The sequence below is a fragment of the Streptomyces sp. NPDC028991 genome, assembly GCF_055564775.1.
On record NZ_JBVHVP010000016.1, the window covers coordinates 141,755 to 162,711 of the forward strand.

The window sequence follows — 20,957 nt, forward strand, 5'->3', positions numbered from 1 at the left end:
GCCCGTGGGGCAGCCCGGCTGCCCGGGTGGCACAGCTTGTGCCCGAACCCGTACGCCTCGTGATCGGTACTGTCCGGCGGGCAGAGTAGCCCGACATCGACGCGGCGGCCACTCGGTACGCCAGGATGGGGCCATGAACGCCATCATCTCCGCATCCGAACTCGCGACCGAACTGGCGGGTGGGAACCCGCCGGTCCTGCTCGACATCCGCTGGCAGCTGAGCACGGCCAAGGCGGCCGGTGCCGCGCCGTTCGACGGCAGGGCCGAGTACGCGGCCGGGCACCTTCCGGGTGCCGTCTTCGTCGACCTGGACGGGGAACTCGCCTCCGCACCCGGCGGGCGCGGTCGGCATCCGCTGCCCGGCCTGGCGGAGTTCGGCGCGGCGATGCGCCGGGCGGGCGTGTCGTCCGGCCGGCCCGTAGTCGTGTACGACGGCGGGCAGGGGTGGGCGGCGGCCCGCGCCTGGTGGCTGCTGCGCTGGACGGGTCACCCGAACGTGCGAGTCCTGGACGGCGGGTTGCCGGCCTGGCAGGCGCCGCTGTCGACGGACGTCCCCGCGCCCGCGGAGGGCGACTTCACTCCGGAGCCGGGTGCGGTGGGGCTGCTGGACGCCGACGGGGCCGCCGCCCTCGCCCGCACCGGGCTGCTGCTCGACGCCCGCGCGGGGGAGCGTTACCGGGGCGAGGTCGAGCCGATCGATCCGGTCGCTGGTCACATTCCGGGGGCGGTGTCCGCGCCGACGACCGACAACGTGGCGGCGGACGGCCGGTTCCTGCCCGCGGAGGAACTGCGGGCGCGCTTCAAGACGTTGGGCGCCACGGCGGACGGTGCGGTGGGCGTGTACTGCGGCTCGGGCGTGTCGGCCGCTCACGAGGTGCTGGCGCTGGCCGTGGCGGGCATCCCGGCGGCGCTGTACGTGGGCTCGTGGTCGGAGTGGTCGTCGGATCCGGGCCGACCGGTCGCGGTGGGGCCGGAACCGCAGTAGACCCGGCAAGGAGCGGTTGAGCCGACTTCCGAGCAGGTGGGGGCGGCTCCGCACGCATGTGACGAGGGCATGGGGGATCGGACCGGGCGGTGCCGAGGGGGACGTGGGGGGGGGATCGGGCCGGGCGGTGCCGACGAGGACGTGGTGGGAAACACGTCCGCAGCGGTGCGATGAAGCCGCGGTCGCAGGGGGCCCGGTGCGGCGCCCGGCCGGCGCGGTGATCGGGGCCGGCGCGGTGATCGGGGCCGGTGCCGCGCACGTGGGTGCGGCCCCGGCCCCGATCACCGCAGACCGCCCTACTCCTGCTTCTTCCGCCGCGTCCCGAACACGATCTCGTCCCAGCTCGGCACCGCAGCCCGGCGGCCCGGGCGGACGCCGTCGGCCTCCGCCTGACGGTCGGTGGAGCCGGTGAGGCGGTCGCGGTGGCTGGCCACGGAACGCGGCATGAGCACGTCCGCGTAGGCCGACCCGGCCGACGCCGCAGGCGCCGGGGGCTCCTCCACCTCGGGCTCCTCGACCGGCTCCTCCGCCGGTTCCGGAACGCGCTCGGGCACCACCAGGTCGCCCCGGAAGCTCGGTACCGCCTCCAGCAGGCTGGTGAGGGAATCGCGTTCGCGTTCGGCCGAGGCGGTGGCCGCGGTCGTGGTCTCCTCGGCCGGTTCGGACGGCGGCGGGGGCAGGCTCGGCCGCTCCCGCTGCTCCCGGTCGAGGGAACGGTCCAGCGGCCGGTCGCGCGGCAGTCGGGCGATGCGCGGGACGAACGGGAAGCTGGGCTCGGCCGCGGCGAGGTCGTCGGACTCGCCGATCAGTGTGCGTGCCTCCGCGTCGACGGCCTGGACCAGCCGCCGGGGCGGGTCGTACGTCCAGCTCGCCGAGTGCGGCTCGCCCGCGACCAGGTACACAAGCAGAACTTCCCAGGTGCCGTCGTCGCGGCGCCAGGAGTCCCACTGGGCAGTGTCCTTGTCGGCGCCACGCAACAGCAGCCGCTCCTGGACGGCCTCCCCGAGGGGTGGCCCGGAATTCTCGCCGGGACGGCGGACGGGGGTCTTGCGGGCCCGCTCCGCCATGAAGGCGCGCTCGGCCAGCACGGGACCCTCGAACCGCCGTACGCGATCGACGGGGATGCCGGCCATCTGCGCGACCTCTTCCGCGGTCGCGCCGGCACGTATACGCGCCTGGATGTCGCGGGGGCGGAGATGACTCTCCACCTCGATCTCGATCTGGCCGAGGCGGGGACGGTCGCCGCGTACGGCGGCCCGGAGCCGCTCGTCGATCGGAAGCGTGTACTCCGTGCTGTCCGCAGCCTTCAGCACCAGCCGTGTGCCGTCATTCGAGACGGCCACGACACGCAGTTCGGGCATGGGGACCTCCCGGGTGGTGCCTGCCGACGTCACGTGCGTCGCTGCTTCCGCTCTGTCGAGTGTGGCCTGCCCGGGTGCAGCCTGCCACAACCTTGCCGAGTTGCCCGGCGTGTCGGGCACGGGCCCTGGATCGCCGTTATGGCACGGTTACCTATTCGCAACGCTAAGTGACCAACTTCGTCACCCTGTGCAACTAGCCCCCTCCCGGCGGTCCTTCAAGGCCCTGAACCCCCTGTCGGGAGACCGGACCCAGGGCTCGCAACAGTACTCCATTCGGGCCACGTGCGTGGATTGGCACGCCGCCCAACTTCCGGCAAGGAGTGGCACATGGCCGCCCCGGTGCGATTTCCGCGATCTTGGGCGTGGCGTACTTCACGGAATCACCAGAAACGGAACTAATGGTTTCGTCCGCACGTCCCTTTCTCGTGCAGTTGATCGATCATGTACGGGAAAGACAGGCAAGGTCCGGGGATGCGTGAAAAGCCCGACGGCACAGGCGAAACGGACGCGCTTGAGGAGGTGAAGCCCAAGCGAATCGATCTGAGCGTGCCCCAGGTCGCCGGCAGCGCCCTCGCGGCGGTGGTGGCCGCGAAACTCGCCTCCTCCTTCGGTGTGTACGGCACGATCCTCGGGGCCGGCCTGATCAGTGTCGTCGCCACGTGTGGAGGCTCGGTCCTCCAGCACTTCTTCAAGCGCACCGGCGAGCAGCTCAGAGTGAAGCGCACCGTCGGCGCCGTGCGGAGCGGCGGGCAAACCGCGCCGGTTCCCGGCGAGTTCACCGAGTTCACGGAGGGCACCGTCTACCGCGCGCGAGCCAAGGGCTGGAAGCGCCCGGTGATCGCGGCGACCCTCGTCTTCGGCGTCACCATGGCCGGAATCACCACCTACGAACTCGCCTCCGGCGAGAGCCTGAGCGGCGGCCCCGACACCACGGTCGGCAGTGCCTTCACCGGTCATGGCAAGTCCGCCTCGGATGCGGGGGATTCCGGCGATTCCGACGAGTCCGGAGAGGACCCCCAGGGCAACCAGGGCGATCAGGAATCCGGCGGGCCCGACGGCTCGAAGGACTCCGGCTCCGGCGGCGACACCCCGGTGGCCACCCCGTCCGGAGCCCCGGGCGAAACCGCCGACGGCACGTCGTCGGACGGCGCCTCCACCGAGGACGGCGGTACGGCGTCCAGTCCGACGCCGACGCCCACCCCGGACGCCCCCGGAACCGACGGCTCCGGAGACGCCGCGAGCCCGGCCCCCGACGCCTCGGCTACGGCCCCAGAACCCGGCGCAAGTAGTCGTTCCGGAACAGACGATCAGGGTCAAGACGGTCCCGCAGCGCCGTGAACTCGCCGAAGCGCGGATACACCCGGGAGAAGTACTCGGCGTCCCGGGTGTGGATCTTGCCCCAGTGCGGCCGCCCCTCGTGCGCCGTGAAGATGCGCTCGGCGGCGGTGAAATACGCCTGGTAGGGCGTGCCCCGGAACATGTGGACGGCGATGTACGCGCTGTCGCGGCCCGATGCCGTGGACAGCGCGATGTCGTCGGCCGGAGCCGTACGCACCTCGACCGGGAAGCTGATCCGCAGCCGCGACCGGTCCACCATCGCCCTCAGCTCACGCAGCGTCTCCACGACGGCCTCGCGGGGAACGGCGTACTCCATCTCCACGAAGCGCACCCGGCGCGGAGATGTGAAGACCTTGTAGGGGGTGTCCGTGTACGTCCGCGCGGACAGCGCCCTGCTGGAGATCCGGGCGATCGAGGGAATGGTGGCGGGCACCGCGCGGCCGACCCAGTTGGCCGCCTGGAAGACACCGTTGGACAGGAACTCGTCCTCGAACCAGCCCTGGAGCCGCCCCACCGGCTGATCGGGGCCGGCGCTGCGGTTGTTGCGCTTGGTGTTGGTGCTGCCGGTGTGCGGGAACCAGTAGAACTCGAAGTGCTCGTTCTCGGTCCACAGTTCGTCGAAGTCGGCGAGGACCCGGTCGAAGGGCATCGGCTCCTCGCGGGCCGTGAGCAGGAAGATCGGCTCCACCGCGAAGGTGATCGCGGTGACGACGCCCAGCGCGCCCAGGCCGATCCGGGCCGCGGCGAACACCTCGGGATTCTCCTGCTCGGAACAGGTCAGCACCGAGCCGTCCGCCGTGACCAGTTCCAGGCCCCGGATCTGGGCGGCGATCGAGGCCGAGTCGCGCCCCGTACCGTGGGTGCCGGTACTGGTGGCCCCGGCGACGGTCTGTTCCATGATGTCGCCCATGTTCGTCAGCGACAGACCCTCCCGAGCGAGGGCGAGGTTGAGCCTCTTGAGCGGCGTGCCGGCCTCGACCGTGACCGTCATGGCGCCGCGATCAACACTGCGGATGCCGGTCAACAGTTGAGGGCGTATCAACACACCGTCCGTCGAGGCTATGGACGTGAAGGAGTGCCCGGTTCCGACGGCCTTGACCCGCTGTCCCTCCTCGGCCGCCCGGCGAACGGCCTCGGCCAGTTCGTCCACGGAGGCGGGAGTGACCTCCCGCGTGGGGCGCGCGGAGACGTTGCCGCCCCAGTTACGCCATGTGCCGTTCTTCCCGCTCGTCATCCCGCTCGCCGTGCGTGTACTGCTCAACGGTCCCTCCCCGACGCGGATCCGGCCGCTTGAGCCGGCGGTACCCGAGGAAACCGACCGCGACCGCGACGGCCCCGGCCACCGCCGGAACCCCGTACCCCGCACGCGCCCCGGAGGCGTCGATCACCCAGCCGCCCGCGGAGGAGCCGAGCGCGACCCCGACCGCGAGGCCGGTGCTCACCCAGGTCATGCCCTCGGTGAGCTGCGTGCGTGGTACGTGCTCTTCGATGAGGGACATCGTCGTGATCATCGTGGGAGCGATGGACAGACCCGCAACGAACAGCGCCGCGGCCAGAAACAGCAGGTTTCCGACCAGTAGGAGGGGGATCATACTCACGGCCATCGCACAGACGCCCAGCAGCCAGCGACGTTCCGGCGGCCCGGCGAAGCGCAGCAGCCCGAAGACCATGGCCGCCGTGCAGGACCCCGCCGCGTACAGGGCGAGCACCAGACTGGCGGCGGCCTTGTGCCCCTCCTCCTCGGCGAAGGCCACGGTGACCACGTCGATGGCTCCGAAGATCGTGCCCGTCGCCACGAACGTGGTGACCAGGACCTGGAGCCCCCGGGAGCGCAACGCGGTGCCGCCGCCCTTGTGCTCGCGCGGGTGCGGCGCCGGCTCGGTGGCGCGCTGCGAGGTCAGCCAGAAGACGCCGGTCGCGAGGAAGCAGGCGGCGAGCAGCGGCCCGGCCTCCGGGAACCAGGCCGTGGACAGGCCGATGGAGATGATCGGCCCGAAGATGAAGCAGATCTCGTCCACCACGGACTCGAAGGAGTACGCGGTGTGCAACTTCGGGGTCCCGCGGTACAGGGCCGCCCAGCGGGCCCGGACCATCGCGCCGAGGCTCGGCACGCAGCCGATGCCGACACAGGCGACGAACAGCACCCAGTCCGGCCATCCGTAGTGCGCGGCCGGCAGCAGCACGGCCGCCGCGGTGAGCGACACGAGGGTCGCCGGGCGCAGCACCCGTCGCTGGCCGTACCGGTCCACCAGGCGGGAGACCTGGGGTCCGGCCACGGCGGCGGCGAGCGCGATGGTGGCCGACAGCGCCCCGGCCAGTCCGTACCGCCCGGTGAGCTGCGAGATCATCGTCACCACGCCGATGCCCATCATCGACAGGGGCATTCGGCCGAGGAAGCCCGCGGTCGAGAAGGCCTTGGTGCCGGGGGCGGCGAACAGGGCGCGGTAGGGGCTGGGCAACGAGGTCTCCGGAACGGCTCAGTGACAGCTCAGAAGTGGCTTAGTAAGGTGCGAACGCAGTCGATACAGCTTACTCGGCCGACCGCCCGGAAACAGCCCCGCGAACCTGGCGAAACGCACGGTCGGCACCCCGCCGTTTTCCCGCTGTCAGTGCCGGGTGGCAGGATCGAGACATGCCAGACGTGCTCGATGCCAGCCCCTACGACGCCCTGCTCCTGCTCTCGTTCGGCGGCCCGCAGGGCGCGGACGACGTGGTCCCGTTCCTGGAGAACGTGACGCGCGGGCGCGGCATCCCCAAGGAACGCCTCAAGGAAGTCGGTCAGCACTACTTCCTCTTCGGCGGGGTCAGCCCCATCAACGACCAGAACCGCGCCCTGCTGGACGCCCTCCGCAAGGACTTCGCCGAGCACGGCCTGGACCTGCCGATCTACTGGGGCAACCGCAACTGGGCGCCGTACCTGACGGACACCCTGCGCGAGATGGTCCGCGACGGCCGCCGCCGCGTCCTCGTCCTGGCCACCAGCGCCTACGCCTCGTACTCGGGCTGCCGCCAGTACCGCGAGAACCTCGCGGACGCGCTCGCCGCCCTGGAGGCGGAGGGACTGGAGCTGCCGGAGATCGACAAGCTCCGGCACTACTTCAACCACACGGGCTTCGTCGAGCCCATGGTCGACGGAGTCGTCCGGTCCCTCGCCGAGCTGCCCGAGGAGGTCCGGGACCGCGCGCACATCGCCTTCTCGACCCACTCGATCCCCACCTCGGCAGCGGACACCTCCGGCCCGGTCGAGGAGCACGGTGACGGCGGGGCGTACGTACGCCAGCACCTGGACGTGGCGCAGGTGATCGCCGACGCCGTCCGCGAGCGCACCGGCGTCGACCACCCCTGGCAGCTCGTGTACCAGTCGCGGTCCGGCGCCCCGCACATCCCGTGGCTCGAGCCGGACATCTGCGACCACCTGGAGGAGCGTCACGCGGCCGGCGTCCCCGCCGTGGTGATGGCGCCCATCGGCTTCGTCTCCGACCACATGGAGGTCCTGTACGACCTCGACACGGAGGCCACGGCCAAGGCGCAGGAGCTGGGACTGCCGGTGAGCCGCTCGGCCACCGTCGGCGCCGACCCGCGGTTCGCCGCCGCGGTCCGGAACCTCGTCCTGGAGCGGGCCGCCGACGAGCGCGGGCAGGAGACAGCACCGTGTGCCCTCGGCGCGCTCGGCGCGAGCCACAACCTTTGCCCGGTCGGCTGCTGCCCCGCCCGCGCCCCCCGCCCCGCCGCCGCGGGCGCCGACAGCACCTACGCGTGAGGAGCCCCGTGACCGACGTGACGCCCGACCCCCTCCACACCGAGCTGCTGAAGATCGCCCAGGAGGCCGCCCACCGCGCGGGCGAGCTGCTGCGCGACGGCCGCCCGGCCGACCTCGCGGTCGCCGCCACCAAGTCCAGCCCCATCGACGTGGTCACCGAGATGGACATCGCGGCCGAGAAGCTGATCACGGGCCTGATCGCCGACCGCCGCCCCGACGACGGGATCCTCGGCGAGGAGGGTTCCGCCACCGAGGGCACGAGCGGCGTCCGCTGGGTGATCGACCCGCTCGACGGCACGGTCAACTACCTCTACGGACTGCCCACCTGGGCGGTCTCCGTCGCCGCCGAGCAGGACGGCGAGCGGGTGGCCGGGGTGGTCGTCGCCCCCATGCGGGGCGAGTCGTACCACGCGGTACTGGGCGGTGGAGCCTGGGCCACGGGCGCCTGGGACGGTGAGCGCAGGCTCGCCTGCCGCTCCGCGGCCCCGCTCGACCAGGCGCTGGTCTCCACCGGCTTCAACTACGTCGCCGACGTCCGCGCCGAACAGGCCGAGATCGCGCGGCGGCTCATTCCGCTGGTGCGCGACATCCGGCGCGGCGGCTCGGCCGCGATCGACCTGTGCGACGTGGCCGCGGGGCGCCTCGACGGCTACTACGAGCGTGGACTGCACCCCTGGGACCTGGCGGCGGGCGACCTGATCGCCCGGGAGGCGGGCGCGGTGACCGGCGGACGCCCCGGTGAGCGCCCGTCCGGCGACCTGACGATCGCCGCCACCCCGGACGTGTTCGGCCCCCTCCAGCGGCTCCTGGTGGACTTCGGCGCGTAAGCCTGTCCGGCGGATCGGGCCGGGGGAGAGCGGCGCGCCCGATCAGCGCGGAGGGGGTGCCGGTCTCCCGAGTCTGCGGCGTGATCGGCAGGGCACGGTCCTGCGCGGGCACCAGGCGGCACGCTGGCGCCGCCGGGGCCCTTGGTGCCGCCGGGGCGTTTGGTGCCGCCGGGCGCCGCCGGTACCGCCGGGTGCCCCTGGTACTGCTGCTTGCCCCTGGTACTGCTGCTTGCCCCTGGTACTGCTGGGCGCCGTGCCGCTGGTCGGCACGCTCTGGTACTGCTGGATATGGCAGGAACCCGTATCGCGGTATCGGGATCGCCAGGCTCCCCTCGCGCCGCCAGGCGCCATTGCCCGCTCGGCACGCTGGTGCCGCCAGGCGCACCGAGGCATTCAGACACGCCCAGGCCCCCAGGCATTCAGACACGCCCAGGCCCCCAGGCATTCAGACACGCCCAGGCCCCCAGGCATTCAGACACGCCCAGGCCCCCAGGCACTCAGGCACACCCAGGCCCCCAGGCACTCAGACACGCCCAGGCACTGAGCACTCACGCAAGCCCAGGCGCCTCCGCCCCGGCGACGCCTTCCCCTCGATCACCGCCGACGTCTCCAACCGATCACCGGCGGAAGGCGACACGCACGACGAGGCCCCGGCGCTGGATCCCGCCGGGGCCTGTCGTTCACGGGCAGATCAGACGCTGGTCGCGCCGACCTCCACACCGTGCTCGGCAGCGAGACGGCGCAGATCGTCGAGCTCTCCCAGCTCCACCTCGACGAGGAACTCGTCCCCCTCGTCGCGGGCCCGGGACAGGTCGGACTCGGTCGTCTTTATGCGCTGCAGAAGTCCTGCGGTGAAAGCGTCCATGCTGCGCCCCCTCGTCCTGGGTCGTGGGTCGGTGGCACGGGGGTGTGCCGTTCGAAAGGGACGATCACGTCTCCGGTGGAGTGCCCAGCGCTGCCCTGCCGGGCGGCGGCGGTGCCGGACACCCACGCCCGCTCTGCGGAAGCGGACCGCGGCATACCGCGCGGTAACGCGGTACAGGCAGAGCGTGATCGCGGGGTGTAAAGCCGTCCTCCCCCCACTCCCTTCCGCGGAAACCTCAACCGTGAGAGAAAATCTCGCATTCCCGCGTCCGCCGTCTTCCCGGGCCGTCCCGACCGGCGCGGTCCGCTCCGGGTTCGCCGTCGGCTCGCCGCCGGGCCGGCGCCGGTCTCCCCCGCCTTACAGCCGACTTATGGCCGAAAAGGGCAGGATGGAGGCAACACACCCACCAGCCCCCTGCCCTCGTGCGCCCGAGAAGCGCTACGCGGGTGGACACAGGAAGGACAAGCGACGTGCGCGTACTCGTCGTCGAGGACGAGCAACTGCTCGCCGATGCGGTGGCCACCGGACTGCGCCGGGAGGCCATGGCCGTCGACGTCGTGTACGACGGTGCGGCCGCCCTGGAGCGCATCGGCGTCAACGACTACGACGTGGTCGTCCTCGACCGCGACCTCCCGCTCGTACACGGCGACGACGTCTGCCGCAAGATCGTCGAGCTGGGCATGCCCACACGCGTGCTGATGCTCACGGCCTCCGGCGACGTCAGCGACCGGGTCGAGGGCCTGGAGATCGGCGCCGACGACTACCTGCCCAAGCCCTTCGCGTTCAGCGAGCTCATCGCGCGCGTGCGCGCCCTGGGCCGGCGCACCAGCGTGCCCCTGCCGCCCGTCCTGGAGCGGGCCGGCATCAAGCTCGACCCGAACCGCCGAGAGGTGTTCCGGGACGGCAAGGAGGTACAGCTCGCCCCCAAGGAGTTCGCCGTGCTGGAGGTGCTCATGCGCAGCGAGGGCGCGGTCGTCTCCGCGGAGCAGCTGCTGGAGAAGGCCTGGGACGAGAACACCGACCCGTTCACCAACGTCGTGCGCGTGACGGTGATGACCCTGCGCCGCAAGCTGGGCGAGCCGCCCGTCATCGTCACCGTCCCCGGCTCGGGTTACCGGATCTGATCGACCGTGGCGACGACACCCGCGCCCCCCGGGGCGCCTCCGAAGCCCACCTGGGACCCGCGGTCGGCCACCCCGCTGCCGTGGCTGCGGCCCACCATCCGGATAAGGCTCACGCTGCTGTACGGCGGCATGTTCCTGATCGCCGGCATACTGCTGCTGTCGATCATCTACCTGCTCGCCGCCCAGGCGGTACGCACCGGCAACCAGCCGCTCTACAAGATCGTCGATTTCCAGGACCTCCAGGTCGCGAGCAACGACTGTCCCGGAGTCACCAACGGCAATCTGTCGCTGTCGCAGTTCAACGCCGCGATCAGCGACTGCATCGACCACCAGCGCCAGGTCGCCCTGGACCGGCTGCTCAGCCGCTCGCTGCTGGCCCTGCTCGGCCTCGCCGTGATCGCCTTCGCCTTCGGCTACGCCATGGCCGGACGCGTCCTGTCGCCGCTGGGCCGGATCACCCGCACCGCGCGCGCTGTTGCGGGCTCCGACCTGTCCCGGCGGATCGAGCTGGACGGCCCGGACGACGAGCTGAAGGAGCTGGCGGACACCTTCGACGACATGCTGGAGCGGCTGCAACGGGCCTTCACCGCCCAGCAGCGCTTCGTCGGCAACGCCTCCCACGAGCTGCGCACGCCGCTGGCGATCAACCGCACCCTCCTGGAAGTGCATCTGTCGGATCCGAACGCCCCGGTGGAGCTCCAGCAGCTCGGCAAGACGCTGCTGGCCACCAACGAACGCAGCGAGCAGCTCGTCGAGGGCCTGTTGCTGCTGGCCCGCAGCGACAACCAGATCGTCGAGCGCAAGCCGGTGGACCTCGCCGAGGTAGCCGGCCAGGCCATCGACCAGGTACGTGCCGAGGCGGACACCAAGGGCGTCGAGATCCGGGGAGCCCGCGAGCCCGCCGTGGTCCAGGGCAACGGCGTCCTGCTCGAGCGCATCGCCCTGAACCTGGTGCAGAACGCCGTGCGCTACAACGTGGCCGAACAGGGCTGGGTGGAGGTCACCACCGCCGTCGAGAACAGTCAGGCGGTCCTCGTGGTCACCAACACGGGCCCGGTCGTGCCGGCGTACGAGATCGACAACCTCTTCGAGCCGTTCCGGCGGCTGCGCACCGAGCGCACGGGCAGCGACAAGGGCGTCGGCCTGGGCCTGTCCATCGCCCGGTCCGTGGCCCGGGCGCACGGCGGCCACATCTACGCACAGCCGCGCGAGGGCGGAGGGCTCGTGATGCGAGTGACGCTGCCAGTCTGAGATCATGACCCCGACATCTCGCCGAGACCCAAGGATGTTCGCTTTGAGCGGAATTCGCAGGCCATCGGCCCCGGAGTCGCCTGTGTGATCGATCACAGCGAAGGTTTTCCTGCTATTCACTCTCGGTGATCATGCACCCTGTCGGAAAGCCGGGAAAATCCCGGTTTTCAGGGGTCCTGATCACGGGAAGTACACGGTGGGACGCCTTTGAAGTGCGGTATTAGGACCGTGTACGGTCCCCATCGCCATCCAAGCCGATCACTCATGAGGGGTCCGGTTGGGTGTCGATTGAGTAACAGACCTTGATGTGAGGCAAAATCTCCGCCTCAGGTCGGGCACAAGTCCGGCCTCTCACGCGTTACGTGCGCTGGAGACACCCGCAGACACCCAGAGGGGGAGAGCGACCATGGCAACCGATTACGACACTCCACGCAAGACCGACGACGACGTCGACTCGGACAGCCTCGAAGAGCTGAAGGCCAGGCGGAACGACAAGTCCGCCTCGGCCGTCGACGTCGACGAATTCGAGGCCGCGGAAGGCCTCGAACTTCCCGGCGCCGACCTCTCGAACGAGGAACTGGCCGTCCGTGTACTTCCGAAGCAGCAGGACGAGTTCACCTGCATGAGCTGCTTCCTGGTGCACCACCGCAGCCAGCTGGCCCGGGAGAAGAACGGCCAGCCGATCTGCCGCGACTGCGACTGAGGCGGGGTCGGCCGTGACTGGCTCGACCCCTCCCTGGAAGCGCCGCTTCTCCCGGCGGGGAGCGGACCAAGGACCGTCCGACGGTCCCTACAGAGCGCGTGACGACGAGCGGGGCCCGACCGATACGGGGACGGCCTCGCTCGAATCAGTGGTCGACCGGGGTGACCTCCCGGCGACCGCGGAGCCGCCGGTACCCGCTGCCCGGCGCCGGGCAGCGGCGTTCCGGCGCAAGGCCGGACAGGGCGTCCGCAATGGCGGCCAGCGCGCCAGGGCCGCCCTGGCGCACCTCGCAGACCGGATCATCGACCTGGCCCCGCGCGTGCCCGTACGGGACCTGGCGACGCTCCGCAGGCAGTTCCCGGGCCTGGGACCCGAGGAGCTCGCAGACCGGCTGGTGGCGGGCGCCGCCAAGGGCACCGCGACCGTCGGCGCGGGCATCGGCGCGGCCGCGATGATGCCCGTACCGCCCGCGATGCCCACGGAACTGGCCGCCGAGATCACCGGCGTCGCGGCGATCGAACTCAAGATGATCGCCGAACTCCACGAGGTCTACGGCGTACGACCGCCCGGCAACCTCGCGCAGCGCAGCACCGCTTACCTGAACTCCTGGTCGGACGAGCGCGGCGTCGACGTGTCCAAGCCGTCGACTCTCGGCTCGGCCATGAACAGCCACATGAAGCGCCAGCTGCGTCAGCAGATCATGAAGCGGATGGTGCGTGACCTGCCGAACCTGATGCCCTTCATGGTGGGCGCGGCCGTCGGCGCCGTCATGAACCGCCACGACACCAGAAAGCTGGCCACCAGAATCCGGACGGACCTGCGCGGGAAGCAGGTGCCGTGGAGCGCTCTCGGCGAACTCCCGGCGCTGGAGGGACCGCGGGACGCGCTGGACATGGGCGCACTCACGAAGGGATTCGACCCCAAAGGGCTCAGCCGCCGTCCCGGAGGGGACGACGGACACTGACCCGCGCGTGCGCTACGCCGCGGCCTTCGCCGCGGTCAGGGCCTCCACCAGCCGCTCCGGCTCGCGGGTCGACAGGTACAGGTAAGGAGTCGGGTCCTCTGGGTCCGTGACCACCACGCGCACGGCCCTCGGGATGTAGGCGCGCAGCAGCAGGAAGGCGCGGGTGTCGGCCTTGTGGGTGCGCCAGGCGCGGGCCTCCTCCGGGTCGAGGATCTCCGCCTCGCCCAACGCCGAGACCGGCACCTTCGCCTCGCCCGCGATCAGCGAGTCCCCCACCACACGGATGCGGACCGCGCCGTACGAACTGGCGGCCACCGCCGCCACCGCCGTCCCGCCGGCCAGGCCGCCCAGCATCGGCAGCGTGCCGAAGGGCAGCAGGATCAGGGCGAACGAGAGCCCCACCAGGAAGGAGACCAGCCACCAGGAGCGGGGCGCGGTGAGGCGTTCTTCGTACGGGGCGGTGGAGAGCTGCATGAACCAAGCTTGGCACGGTATCGGTGTTCGGCCGACGCGCGGGTAAGGTCTGCGCCTGTGAGTGGTACTTCCCCAGGTCTTCAGCCCCCCGCCGACGCCGTGAAACCCGTACGGCACCCCGACGCGCCCGCCCCCGGCGAACTGCTCGGCGCGCACTACGGCCAGTGCTTCGGCTGCGGCGGCGACCAGCCCCACGGACTGCACCTCCAGGCGCGGGCGGGCGAAGGCGTGTCGATCACCGCCGAGTTCACCGTGCAGCCCGCCCACCAGGGCGCCCCCGGACTGGCGCACGGCGGCGTGCTGGCCACGGCCCTGGACGAGACCCTCGGTTCGCTGAACTGGCTGCTGCGCACGATCGCGGTGACCGGACGGCTGGAGACCGACTTCCTGCGGCCGGTGCCCGTCGACACGACGCTGCACCTGGAGGCCGAGGTGACCGCCGTGGCCGGCCGGAAGATCTACTCGACCGCCACCGGCCGGATCGGCGGCCCCGACGGACCGGTGGCCGTGCGCGCCGACGCGCTGTTCATCGAGGTCAAGATCGATCACTTCGTCGACCACGGCCGCGAGGAGGAGATCCGCGCCGCCATGGACGACCCGGACCAGGTCCGCCGCACCCGCGCCTTCGAGGTGAACCCGTGAGCCGGGAGTCCAGGCCGGACCTCGAGGTCCTGATCCGCCGCGTCGACCCCGACGTACCGCTTCCCGCGTACGCGCAGCCCGGCGACGCGGGCGCCGACCTGCGCACCACCGCCGACTGCGAACTCGCTCCCGGCGAGCGGGCCGTACTGCCCACGGGCGTGTCTGTGGCGCTCCCGGAGGGGTACGCGGCCTTCGTGCATCCACGTTCCGGGCTGGCCGCCCGCTGCGGTGTCGCCCTCGTGAATGCCCCGGGGACGATTGATGCCGGGTACCGTGGGGAGATCAAGGTGATCGTGGTGAATCTCGACCCGCGCGAGACCGTGCGGTTCGAGCGCTTCGACCGGATTGCCCAACTGGTCGTCCAGCAGGTCGAGAGGGTCCGCTTCCGCCAGGTCGCGGAGCTTCCCGACTCGGCGCGGGCCGGAGGGGGCTTCGGGTCCACCGGCGGCCACGCCGGAACGGACCGTGCAAGCGGCACAAGCGGTCAGGTCGCCGAAGGCGGCCCGACGGGTGGGAATCGATACGCTTCGGTCGTATCCGACCGGGAAGGACAGTGACGTGTTCGGACGTCGCAAGAAGAGGGATGCCGCCGAGGACGCGGCCGGCGAGACCGAGCAGGTCGTCGACAGCGTCGACACCGAGGCGGACGAAGAGCGCGAGCGCGTGCGACTCGAGCCCGAACCGCGGCCCGACGGGCCCTGGGACAGCACCGAGGTACGCGACCCGGCGGAGGGCCGGGTGGACCTGGGCGGCCTGTTCGTACCCGGAGTCGACGGCATGGAACTGCGCGTGGAGGTCGCGGGTGACGCGATCGTCGCCGCGACCGTCGTGCTGCGCGACAGCGCCATCCAGTTGCAGGGTTTCGCGGCGCCCAAGCGGGAGGGCATCTGGGGCGAGGTGCGCGAGGAGATCGGCTCCGGCATCACCCAGCAGGGTGGCATCATCGACGAGGTCGAGGGCCCGCTGGGCTGGGAGCTGCGGGCCCAGGTGCCGGTGCAGCTGCCGGACGGCACGGGCGGTTTCCAGGTCGTGCGGTTCGTCGGTGTGGACGGCCCCCGCTGGTTCCTGCGCGGAGTGATCTCGGGCCAGGGCGCGGTGCAGCCCCAGGCCGCCGGTCTGCTGGAGCAGATCTTCCGGGACACGGTCGTGGTCCGCGGTGACGGCCCGATGGCCCCCCGCGACCCGATCGTCCTCAAGCTGCCGAACGACGCGCAGATGGTCCCCGAGGGCGTCCAGCAGGAGGAGGGCTCCCGCTTCTCCGGCGGCATGGGCCAGCTCCAGCGCGGACCGGAGATCACCGAGGTCCGCTAGGCAACGACTCCCAACGGAGGGCCGCGTCCCGTACGGGACGCGGCCCTCCTGCCGTACTGGGGCACCGGTGGTGATCCGGGCCGGGCCGCCGAGTGGAGCGGCACGCGTTCGTGAGGCTCTCGCCGACAGCTCCGTCGCTGTTCGGGCCGACGATCCCACCGGCCGGCCGTACGCGGAGACCGGCACGCCGTGGTGGAGCCGCGGCGGGTCGTTGCCCGGGGCCGGGGGCACCCGAGGCCGCCCTGGCCATGAGGGGAGAGCCACCGTCCTGGTCGCCGCCCACGAACCGCGCCACCGGACATCCTCGCGCCACTGGACATCCCCGCGCCACTGGACATGCCCGCGCCACTGGACATGCCCGCGCCGATTGGACATGCCCGCGCCGCTGGACACCCCCGCGCCACTGGACACCACAGACGGTCGCCGCAGCTTTCGTAACCGAGCGAGTGCCAAGTCATGACGGCCGCGGACGTCAGGGTTCCGTCAAAGAGCACCCGCATCCCGTCCCCCGCCCTGATTTGTCGGGATTGCTCGCCGTAGGGTCGACGCTGCGCGATCAGCGTTGACCGGAAGACAATGAGGCCATGGGACGTGGCAAGCTTCGGATCTACCTCGGCGCGGCGCCGGGCGTCGGCAAGACGTACGCGATGCTGTCCGAAGCGCACCGCCGCGCGGAACGGGGCACCGACTGCGTGGTGGCCTTCGTGGAACACCACGGCAGGTCGCGCACCGAAGTGCTGCTGCACGGCCTGGAGCAGGTGCCGCGCCGGGAGCTGGAGCACCGCGGCGCGGTCTTCACGGAGCTGGACCTGGACGCGGTGCTGGCCCGCGCCCCCCGGGTGGCGCTGGTGGACGAGCTGGCCCACACCAACATCCCGGGCGCCCGCAACGCCAAGCGGTGGCAGGACGTGGAGGAGCTGCTGGCCGCCGGGATCGACGTGATCTCGACCGTCAACATCCAGCACCTCGAATCGCTCGGCGACGTCGTGGCGTCGATCACCGGGGTGCGGCAGCAGGAGACCGTGCCGGACGAGGTGGTGCGGCGTGCCGACCAGGTGGAACTGGTCGACATGTCACCGCAGGCACTGCGCCGCCGCATGGCCCACGGCAACGTCTACCAGCCGGACAAGGTCGACGCCGCCCTCTCCAACTACTTCCGGCCCGGCAACCTCACCGCCCTGCGGGAACTCGCGCTCCTGTGGGTGGCGGACCGGGTCGACGAGTACCTGCAGCAGTACCGCAGCGAGCACCGCGTGTCGAAGATCTGGGGCTCGCGCGAGCGCATCGTGGTCGGCCTGACCGGCGGCCCCGAGGGCAGGACGCTGATACGGCGGGCCGCGCGCCTCGCCGAGAAGGGCGCCGGCGGTGAGGTGCTGGCCGTCTACATAGCCCGCAGTGACGGGCTGACCTCCGCCTCCCCGAAGGAACTCGCGGTGCAGCGCACCCTGGTGGAGGACCTCGGCGGCACCTTCCACCACGTGCTCGGCGAGGACATACCGGCCGCCCTGCTCGACTTCGCGCGCGGCGTCAACGCCACCCAGATCATCCTCGGTTCCTCGCGCCGCAAGGCCTGGCAGTACGTCTTCGGTCCCGGCGTCGGCGCCACGGTCGCCCGCGAGTCCGGAGCCGACCTGGACGTCCACATCGTGACCCACGAGGAGGCCGCCAAGGGCCGCGGACTGCCGGTGGCCAGGGGTGCGCGGCTCGGCCGCTCCCGGATCGTGTGGGGCTGGCTCGCGGGACTCGGCGGGCCCGTGCTGCTGACGCTGCTGCTGAACACCGTCCACCTCGGCCTCGCCAACGACGTCCTGCTCTACCTGGCGCTGACCGTGGCCGCGGCCCTGCTCGGCGGACTGTACCCGGCGCTCGCCTCGGCCGCGGTCGGGTCCCTTCTCCTGAACTGGTACTTCACACCCCCGGTCAACCGGATCACCATCGCCGACCCCAGGAACATGCTTGCACTCGCCATATTCGTGGGCGTGGCGCTCTCCGTGGCCTCCGTGGTCGACGTCGCGGCCCGCCGCACCCACCAGGCCGCCCGGCTCCGCGCCGAGTCCGAGATCCTCTCCTTCCTCGCGGGCAACGTCCTGCGCGGCGAGACCAGCCTGGAGGCGCTTTTGGAACGGGTCCGCGAGACCTTCGGCATGGAGTCGGCCGCCCTGCTGGAACGGGAGGGCGACGTGGCGCCCTGGACCTGCGCCGGCCGGGCCGGGACGGGGCCGCCGGTGCGGCGCCCGGAGGACGCGGACGTGGACATGCCGGTCGGGGACCACATGGCCCTCGCGCTGTCCGGCCGGGTCCTGCCCGCCGAGGACCGCCGGGTACTGGCCGCCTTCGCCAACCAGGCCGCCGTCGTCCTGGACCGGCGGCGCCTGCGCGAGGAGGCCGACCGGGCCCGCGCGCTGGCCGAGGGCAACCGCATCCGCACCGCGCTGCTCGCCGCCGTCAGCCACGACCTGCGTACGCCGCTCGCCGGGATCAAGGCGGCGGTCACCAGCCTCCGGTCCGACGACGTGGCGTGGTCCGAGGAGGACGAGGCGGAACTGCTCGAGGGCATCGAGGAGGGCGCCGACCGGCTCGACCACCTGGTCGGCAACCTGCTCGACATGTCCCGCCTCCAGACCGGCACGGTCACGCCCCTGATCCGCGAGATCGACGTCGACGAGGTGGTGCCCATGGCGCTCGGCGGGGTGCCCGAGGGGAGCGTCGAGCTGGACGTCCCCGAGACCCTCCCCATGGCCGCCGTCGACGCCGGTCTCCTGGAGCGGGCGATGGCCAACCTGGTGGAGAACGCCGTCAAGTACAGCCCCGGCGGCCGGACCGTCCTGGTCGCCGCCAGCGCCCTCGCGGACCGCGTCGAGGTACGGGTCGTCGACCGGGGGCAGGGGGTGCCGGACGAGGCCAAGGACCGCATCTTCGAGCCCTTCCAGCGTTACGGTGACGCCCCGCGCGGCGCCGGCGTGGGGCTCGGCCTGGCCGTGGCCCGCGGCTTCGCCGAGGCGATGGGCGGCACCCTGAACGCCGAGGACACCCCCGGCGGCGGCCTCACGATGGTGCTCACCCTCCGCGCGGCGGGATCACCCGCCCGCGCCCCCCATCTCACGACAGCAGAAAGGCAGGCCGCCCGATGACCCGGGTGCTCGTGATCGACGACGAACCGCAGATCGTGCGTGCCCTCGTGATCAATCTCAAGGCCCGGCACTACGAGGTCGACGCCGCCCACGACGGCGCCACCGCCCTCCAGCTCGCCGCCGCCCGCCACCCGGACGTGATCGTCCTGGACCTGGGCCTGCCCGACATGGACGGTGTCGAGGTGATCAGAGGGCTGCGCGGCTGGACCCGGGTGCCGATCCTGGTGCTCTCCGCGCGGCAGTCCTCGGACGAGAAGGTGGAGGCGCTCGACGCGGGCGCCGACGACTACGTCACCAAGCCCTTCGGCATGGACGAACTGCTCGCCCGGCTGCGCGCCGCCGTCCGCCGGGCCGAGCCGGTCCCGGGCGGCGAGGACGACGTGGTCGTGGACACCGCGGAGTTCACCGTCGACCTGGCCGCGAAAAAGGTGAACCGGGGCGGGAAGGACGTACGGCTCACCCCCACCGAGTGGCATCTGCTGGAGGTGCTGGTGCGCAACACCGGTCGCCTGGTCAGCCAGAAGCAGCTGCTGCAGGAGGTGTGGGGGCCGTCGTACGGGACGGAGACGAACTACCTGCGGGTCTACATGGCGCAGCTGCGCCGCAAGCTGGAGGCGGACCCCGCACACCCGCGGCACTTCGTCACCGAGCCGGGCATGGGGTACCGCTTCGAGAAGTGAGCGGGAGGCGGGGCGGAGAAGTGAGCGGGAGGCGGGGCGGAGGAGTGAGCGGGTGACGGGCGGGACGGGGAAGCGAGGCGTGCGGAGAGTGAGCCTCGCGATACCGGCCCGAAGAGGGTGTCTGGCTGTCGGCGCGCCCCGGTACGCTTCAGATATGAGTGCTGCTCCGCGTCCCGACAAGCCGGTGGGCCGGTTCCGGCGCATGTTCGACCGGCTCTCCTCGTCGCAGGAGGACCTGGAGTCGGAGGAACTGCGCGAGGACGCCGACACCGCCGGCTGCACCCGCATCTGTGACTGTCAGGACCGGCAGATCGTGTCGGTTACTGGTACCTTGCGCACGGTCACCCTGCGACCGCGTGCGGGCGTCCCGGCGCTGGAGGCCGAGCTCTTCGACGGTTCCGCCGCCCTGGACGTGGTGTGGCTGGGCAGACGCTCGATCGTGGGCATAGAGCCGGGGCGCAAGCTCATCGCATCGGGCCGGATCTCGATGAGCCGGGGCCGCCGGGTGCTCTTCAACCCGAAATACGAACTGAGACCCCTCGGACGGGAGTAGCCGGTGACGTCGCTCGACAAGCCGACCGAAGAGACGGAAGCGGACGACGCCCGGGCGGTGACGGAGGCCGCGCTGTTCGAAGCGTTCGGCGGCGTGCGGGGCATGGTCGAGACGGTGCTGCCGGGGCTGCTCTTCGTCACCATCTTCACGCTCAACAACGACCTGCACATGTCGGCGATCGCCGCGCTGGCCGTTTCGCTGGTGCTGGTCGTGGTCCGGCTGGCGATGAAGGACACCGTCAAGCACGCCTTCAGCGGGGTCTTCGGCGTCGCCTTCGGCGTGGTCTTCGCGATGATGACCGACAACGCCAAGAACTTCTACCTGCCGGGCATGCTCTACACCCTGGGCCTGGCCATGGCGTACATCGTCACCTCGCTGGCCGGGGTACCGCTGATCGGCCTGATTCTCGGCCCGGTCTTCAAGGAGAACCTCTCCTGGCGCACCCGCAACCCGGGCCGCAAGAAGGCGTACACCAAGGCCAGCTACGCCTGGGGTCTGATCCTGCTCGGCAAGAGCGCGATCCTCTTCCCGCTGTACTGGTGGGCCGACACCGAGCAGCTCGGGTGGGTCCTGGTCACCCTGAAGATCCCGCCGTTCCTGCTCGCCGTGTGGCTGACCTGGGTGTTCCTGGCGAAGGCGCCGGCCCCCATCGACGTGTTCGCGGAGATGGAGGCGGCCGAGAAGGCCGAGAAGGCCGCGGAGGAGAAGGCGGAGCGCGAGAAGGCCGAGCGCGAGGCCCTGGAGGGCGCATCCGTGGAGCCCGCCGTGGACGCCGCACGCGGCGGCAGGCACCGCAAGGACTGACGCCACAGGCCGAGGACCGACGCCATACGTCAAGGGCCGACGACCGTACGACGGTGGGGGGGGGGGGGGGGGGGGGGGGGACCACCGCCCCCCCCCCCCCCCCCGTCCTTCTCTCCTCTCTCCGTTCGTCCTCCTTCCCCCACAAAAAGCCTCCCCCCCCTCCCCCCCCAACCTCGCCCCCCCC

General features: G+C 71.5%; 20 protein-coding genes. 15 read left to right on the top strand and 5 right to left on the bottom strand.

Features of this window, described 5'->3' with window-relative positions; genetic code table 11:
- Positions 1-133 precede the first annotated feature (133 nt).
- On the top strand, positions 134-985 hold the full coding sequence (locus ACZ4V1_RS27000) for a sulfurtransferase (protein WP_468340660.1): 852 nt from the start codon (positions 134-136) through the stop codon (positions 983-985).
- Between the two features lie 296 nt (positions 986-1,281).
- Here the strand turns inward: ACZ4V1_RS27000 and sepH are convergent, their stop codons facing one another.
- Positions 1,282-2,346, bottom strand: coding sequence for a septation protein SepH (gene sepH / locus ACZ4V1_RS27005; RefSeq protein ID WP_468340663.1), 1,065 nt, complete (start codon positions 2,344-2,346; stop codon positions 1,282-1,284).
- A gap of 471 nt (positions 2,347-2,817) precedes the next feature.
- Here sepH and ACZ4V1_RS27010 point away from each other — a divergent pair, with 471 nt between their 5' ends.
- Positions 2,818-3,684 carry a hypothetical protein gene (locus ACZ4V1_RS27010; RefSeq protein ID WP_468340666.1) on the top strand — a complete coding sequence of 289 codons (867 nt, stop codon included), beginning with the start codon at positions 2,818-2,820 and terminating at the stop codon, positions 3,682-3,684.
- On the opposite strand, the gene ACZ4V1_RS27015 is transcribed toward ACZ4V1_RS27010, so the two are convergent.
- Together ACZ4V1_RS27015 and ACZ4V1_RS27020 are read right to left on the bottom strand one after the other, a co-directional pair.
- The gene (locus ACZ4V1_RS27015) at positions 3,608-4,918 is read right to left on the bottom strand and encodes a D-arabinono-1,4-lactone oxidase (protein WP_468340713.1); all 1,311 of its coding nucleotides are present in this window, start codon (positions 4,916-4,918) and stop codon (positions 3,608-3,610) included. The genes ACZ4V1_RS27010 and ACZ4V1_RS27015 overlap by 77 nt on opposite strands.
- Positions 4,887-6,143, bottom strand: coding sequence for an MFS transporter (locus tag ACZ4V1_RS27020; RefSeq protein WP_468340669.1), 1,257 nt, complete (start codon positions 6,141-6,143; stop codon positions 4,887-4,889). The genes ACZ4V1_RS27015 and ACZ4V1_RS27020 overlap by 32 nt, the downstream gene beginning before the upstream one ends.
- A gap of 173 nt (positions 6,144-6,316) precedes the next feature.
- Between ACZ4V1_RS27020 and ACZ4V1_RS27025 the strand changes: the two genes are divergently transcribed.
- Complete coding sequence (locus tag ACZ4V1_RS27025) at positions 6,317-7,444, top strand: ferrochelatase (protein ID WP_468340671.1); 1,128 nt, start codon at positions 6,317-6,319, stop codon at positions 7,442-7,444.
- An 8-nt stretch (positions 7,445-7,452) separates the two neighbouring features.
- Entirely contained in the window at positions 7,453-8,271 is an 819-nt protein-coding gene (locus ACZ4V1_RS27030) for an inositol monophosphatase family protein (RefSeq protein ID WP_468340674.1), read from the top strand.
- Between the two features lie 691 nt (positions 8,272-8,962).
- On the opposite strand, the gene ACZ4V1_RS27035 is transcribed toward ACZ4V1_RS27030, so the two are convergent.
- Positions 8,963-9,136 carry a hypothetical protein gene (locus ACZ4V1_RS27035; protein ID WP_279564697.1) on the bottom strand — a complete coding sequence of 58 codons (174 nt, stop codon included), beginning with the start codon at positions 9,134-9,136 and terminating at the stop codon, positions 8,963-8,965.
- A 470-nt stretch (positions 9,137-9,606) separates the two neighbouring features.
- Here ACZ4V1_RS27035 and ACZ4V1_RS27040 point away from each other — a divergent pair, with 470 nt between their 5' ends.
- The 4 genes from ACZ4V1_RS27040 to ACZ4V1_RS27055 all read left to right on the top strand — a co-directional run bounded on the left by ACZ4V1_RS27040 (position 9,607) and on the right by ACZ4V1_RS27055 (position 13,178).
- Complete coding sequence (locus tag ACZ4V1_RS27040; RefSeq protein WP_003993508.1) at positions 9,607-10,260, top strand: response regulator transcription factor; 654 nt, start codon at positions 9,607-9,609, stop codon at positions 10,258-10,260.
- 6 nt (positions 10,261-10,266) lie between these two features.
- Positions 10,267-11,511 carry a sensor histidine kinase gene (locus tag ACZ4V1_RS27045; protein ID WP_468340677.1) on the top strand — a complete coding sequence of 415 codons (1,245 nt, stop codon included), beginning with the start codon at positions 10,267-10,269 and terminating at the stop codon, positions 11,509-11,511.
- Between the two features lie 406 nt (positions 11,512-11,917).
- Positions 11,918-12,214 (top strand): DUF4193 domain-containing protein, encoded by a 297-nt coding sequence (locus ACZ4V1_RS27050; RefSeq protein ID WP_003993510.1) that lies wholly within the window; start codon positions 11,918-11,920, stop codon positions 12,212-12,214.
- 13 nt (positions 12,215-12,227) lie between these two features.
- The gene (locus ACZ4V1_RS27055) at positions 12,228-13,178 is read left to right on the top strand and encodes a hypothetical protein (protein ID WP_468340680.1); all 951 of its coding nucleotides are present in this window, start codon (positions 12,228-12,230) and stop codon (positions 13,176-13,178) included.
- A 12-nt stretch (positions 13,179-13,190) separates the two neighbouring features.
- Here ACZ4V1_RS27055 and ACZ4V1_RS27060 read toward each other — a convergent pair whose 3' ends face one another.
- Positions 13,191-13,652 carry a DUF3093 domain-containing protein gene (locus tag ACZ4V1_RS27060; RefSeq protein ID WP_468340683.1) on the bottom strand — a complete coding sequence of 154 codons (462 nt, stop codon included), beginning with the start codon at positions 13,650-13,652 and terminating at the stop codon, positions 13,191-13,193.
- 57 nt (positions 13,653-13,709) lie between these two features.
- Here ACZ4V1_RS27060 and ACZ4V1_RS27065 point away from each other — a divergent pair, with 57 nt between their 5' ends.
- From ACZ4V1_RS27065 to ACZ4V1_RS27095, 7 genes are all read left to right on the top strand, one after another.
- Complete coding sequence (locus tag ACZ4V1_RS27065) at positions 13,710-14,294, top strand: PaaI family thioesterase (RefSeq protein WP_055419815.1); 585 nt, start codon at positions 13,710-13,712, stop codon at positions 14,292-14,294.
- Entirely contained in the window at positions 14,291-14,851 is a 561-nt protein-coding gene (gene dut, locus ACZ4V1_RS27070; protein WP_468340686.1) for a dUTP diphosphatase, read from the top strand. Before ACZ4V1_RS27065 ends, dut begins: the two co-directional genes overlap by 4 nt.
- A gap of 1 nt (position 14,852) precedes the next feature.
- A complete protein-coding gene (locus ACZ4V1_RS27075) occupies positions 14,853-15,605 on the top strand; it encodes a DUF3710 domain-containing protein (RefSeq protein WP_468340689.1) in 753 nt (250 codons plus the stop codon).
- A gap of 584 nt (positions 15,606-16,189) precedes the next feature.
- Positions 16,190-18,736, top strand: a complete 2,547-nt coding sequence (locus ACZ4V1_RS27080) for an ATP-binding protein (RefSeq protein WP_468340691.1) — start codon at positions 16,190-16,192, stop codon at positions 18,734-18,736.
- The gene (locus tag ACZ4V1_RS27085; protein WP_468340694.1) at positions 18,733-19,416 is read left to right on the top strand and encodes a response regulator; all 684 of its coding nucleotides are present in this window, start codon (positions 18,733-18,735) and stop codon (positions 19,414-19,416) included. Before ACZ4V1_RS27080 ends, ACZ4V1_RS27085 begins: the two co-directional genes overlap by 4 nt.
- Positions 19,417-19,570: 154 nt before the next feature.
- Entirely contained in the window at positions 19,571-19,969 is a 399-nt protein-coding gene (locus ACZ4V1_RS27090; protein ID WP_468340697.1) for an OB-fold nucleic acid binding domain-containing protein, read from the top strand.
- Positions 19,970-19,972: 3 nt separating this feature from the next.
- Positions 19,973-20,773, top strand: coding sequence for a DUF3159 domain-containing protein (locus ACZ4V1_RS27095; protein ID WP_468340700.1), 801 nt, complete (start codon positions 19,973-19,975; stop codon positions 20,771-20,773).
- Positions 20,774-20,957 lie beyond the last annotated feature (184 nt).

Excerpts from the sequence above, each read along its gene's own strand:
- ACZ4V1_RS27000 (WP_468340660.1), top strand. The coding sequence starts at position 134 with ATGAACGCCATCATCTCCGCATCCGAACTCGCGACCGAACTGGCGGGT.
- sepH (WP_468340663.1), bottom strand. The coding sequence starts at position 2,346 with ATGCCCGAACTGCGTGTCGTGGCCGTCTCGAATGACGGCACACGGCTG.
- ACZ4V1_RS27010 (WP_468340666.1), top strand. The coding sequence starts at position 2,818 with ATGCGTGAAAAGCCCGACGGCACAGGCGAAACGGACGCGCTTGAGGAG.
- ACZ4V1_RS27015 (WP_468340713.1), bottom strand. The coding sequence starts at position 4,918 with ATGACGAGCGGGAAGAACGGCACATGGCGTAACTGGGGCGGCAACGTC.
- ACZ4V1_RS27025 (WP_468340671.1), top strand. The coding sequence starts at position 6,317 with ATGCCAGACGTGCTCGATGCCAGCCCCTACGACGCCCTGCTCCTGCTC.
- ACZ4V1_RS27035 (WP_279564697.1), bottom strand. The coding sequence starts at position 9,136 with ATGGACGCTTTCACCGCAGGACTTCTGCAGCGCATAAAGACGACCGAG.
- ACZ4V1_RS27050 (WP_003993510.1), top strand. The coding sequence starts at position 11,918 with ATGGCAACCGATTACGACACTCCACGCAAGACCGACGACGACGTCGAC.
- ACZ4V1_RS27060 (WP_468340683.1), bottom strand. The coding sequence starts at position 13,652 with ATGCAGCTCTCCACCGCCCCGTACGAAGAACGCCTCACCGCGCCCCGC.
- ACZ4V1_RS27080 (WP_468340691.1), top strand. The coding sequence starts at position 16,190 with ATGGGACGTGGCAAGCTTCGGATCTACCTCGGCGCGGCGCCGGGCGTC.
- ACZ4V1_RS27085 (WP_468340694.1), top strand. The coding sequence starts at position 18,733 with ATGACCCGGGTGCTCGTGATCGACGACGAACCGCAGATCGTGCGTGCC.
- ACZ4V1_RS27090 (WP_468340697.1), top strand. The coding sequence starts at position 19,571 with ATGAGTGCTGCTCCGCGTCCCGACAAGCCGGTGGGCCGGTTCCGGCGC.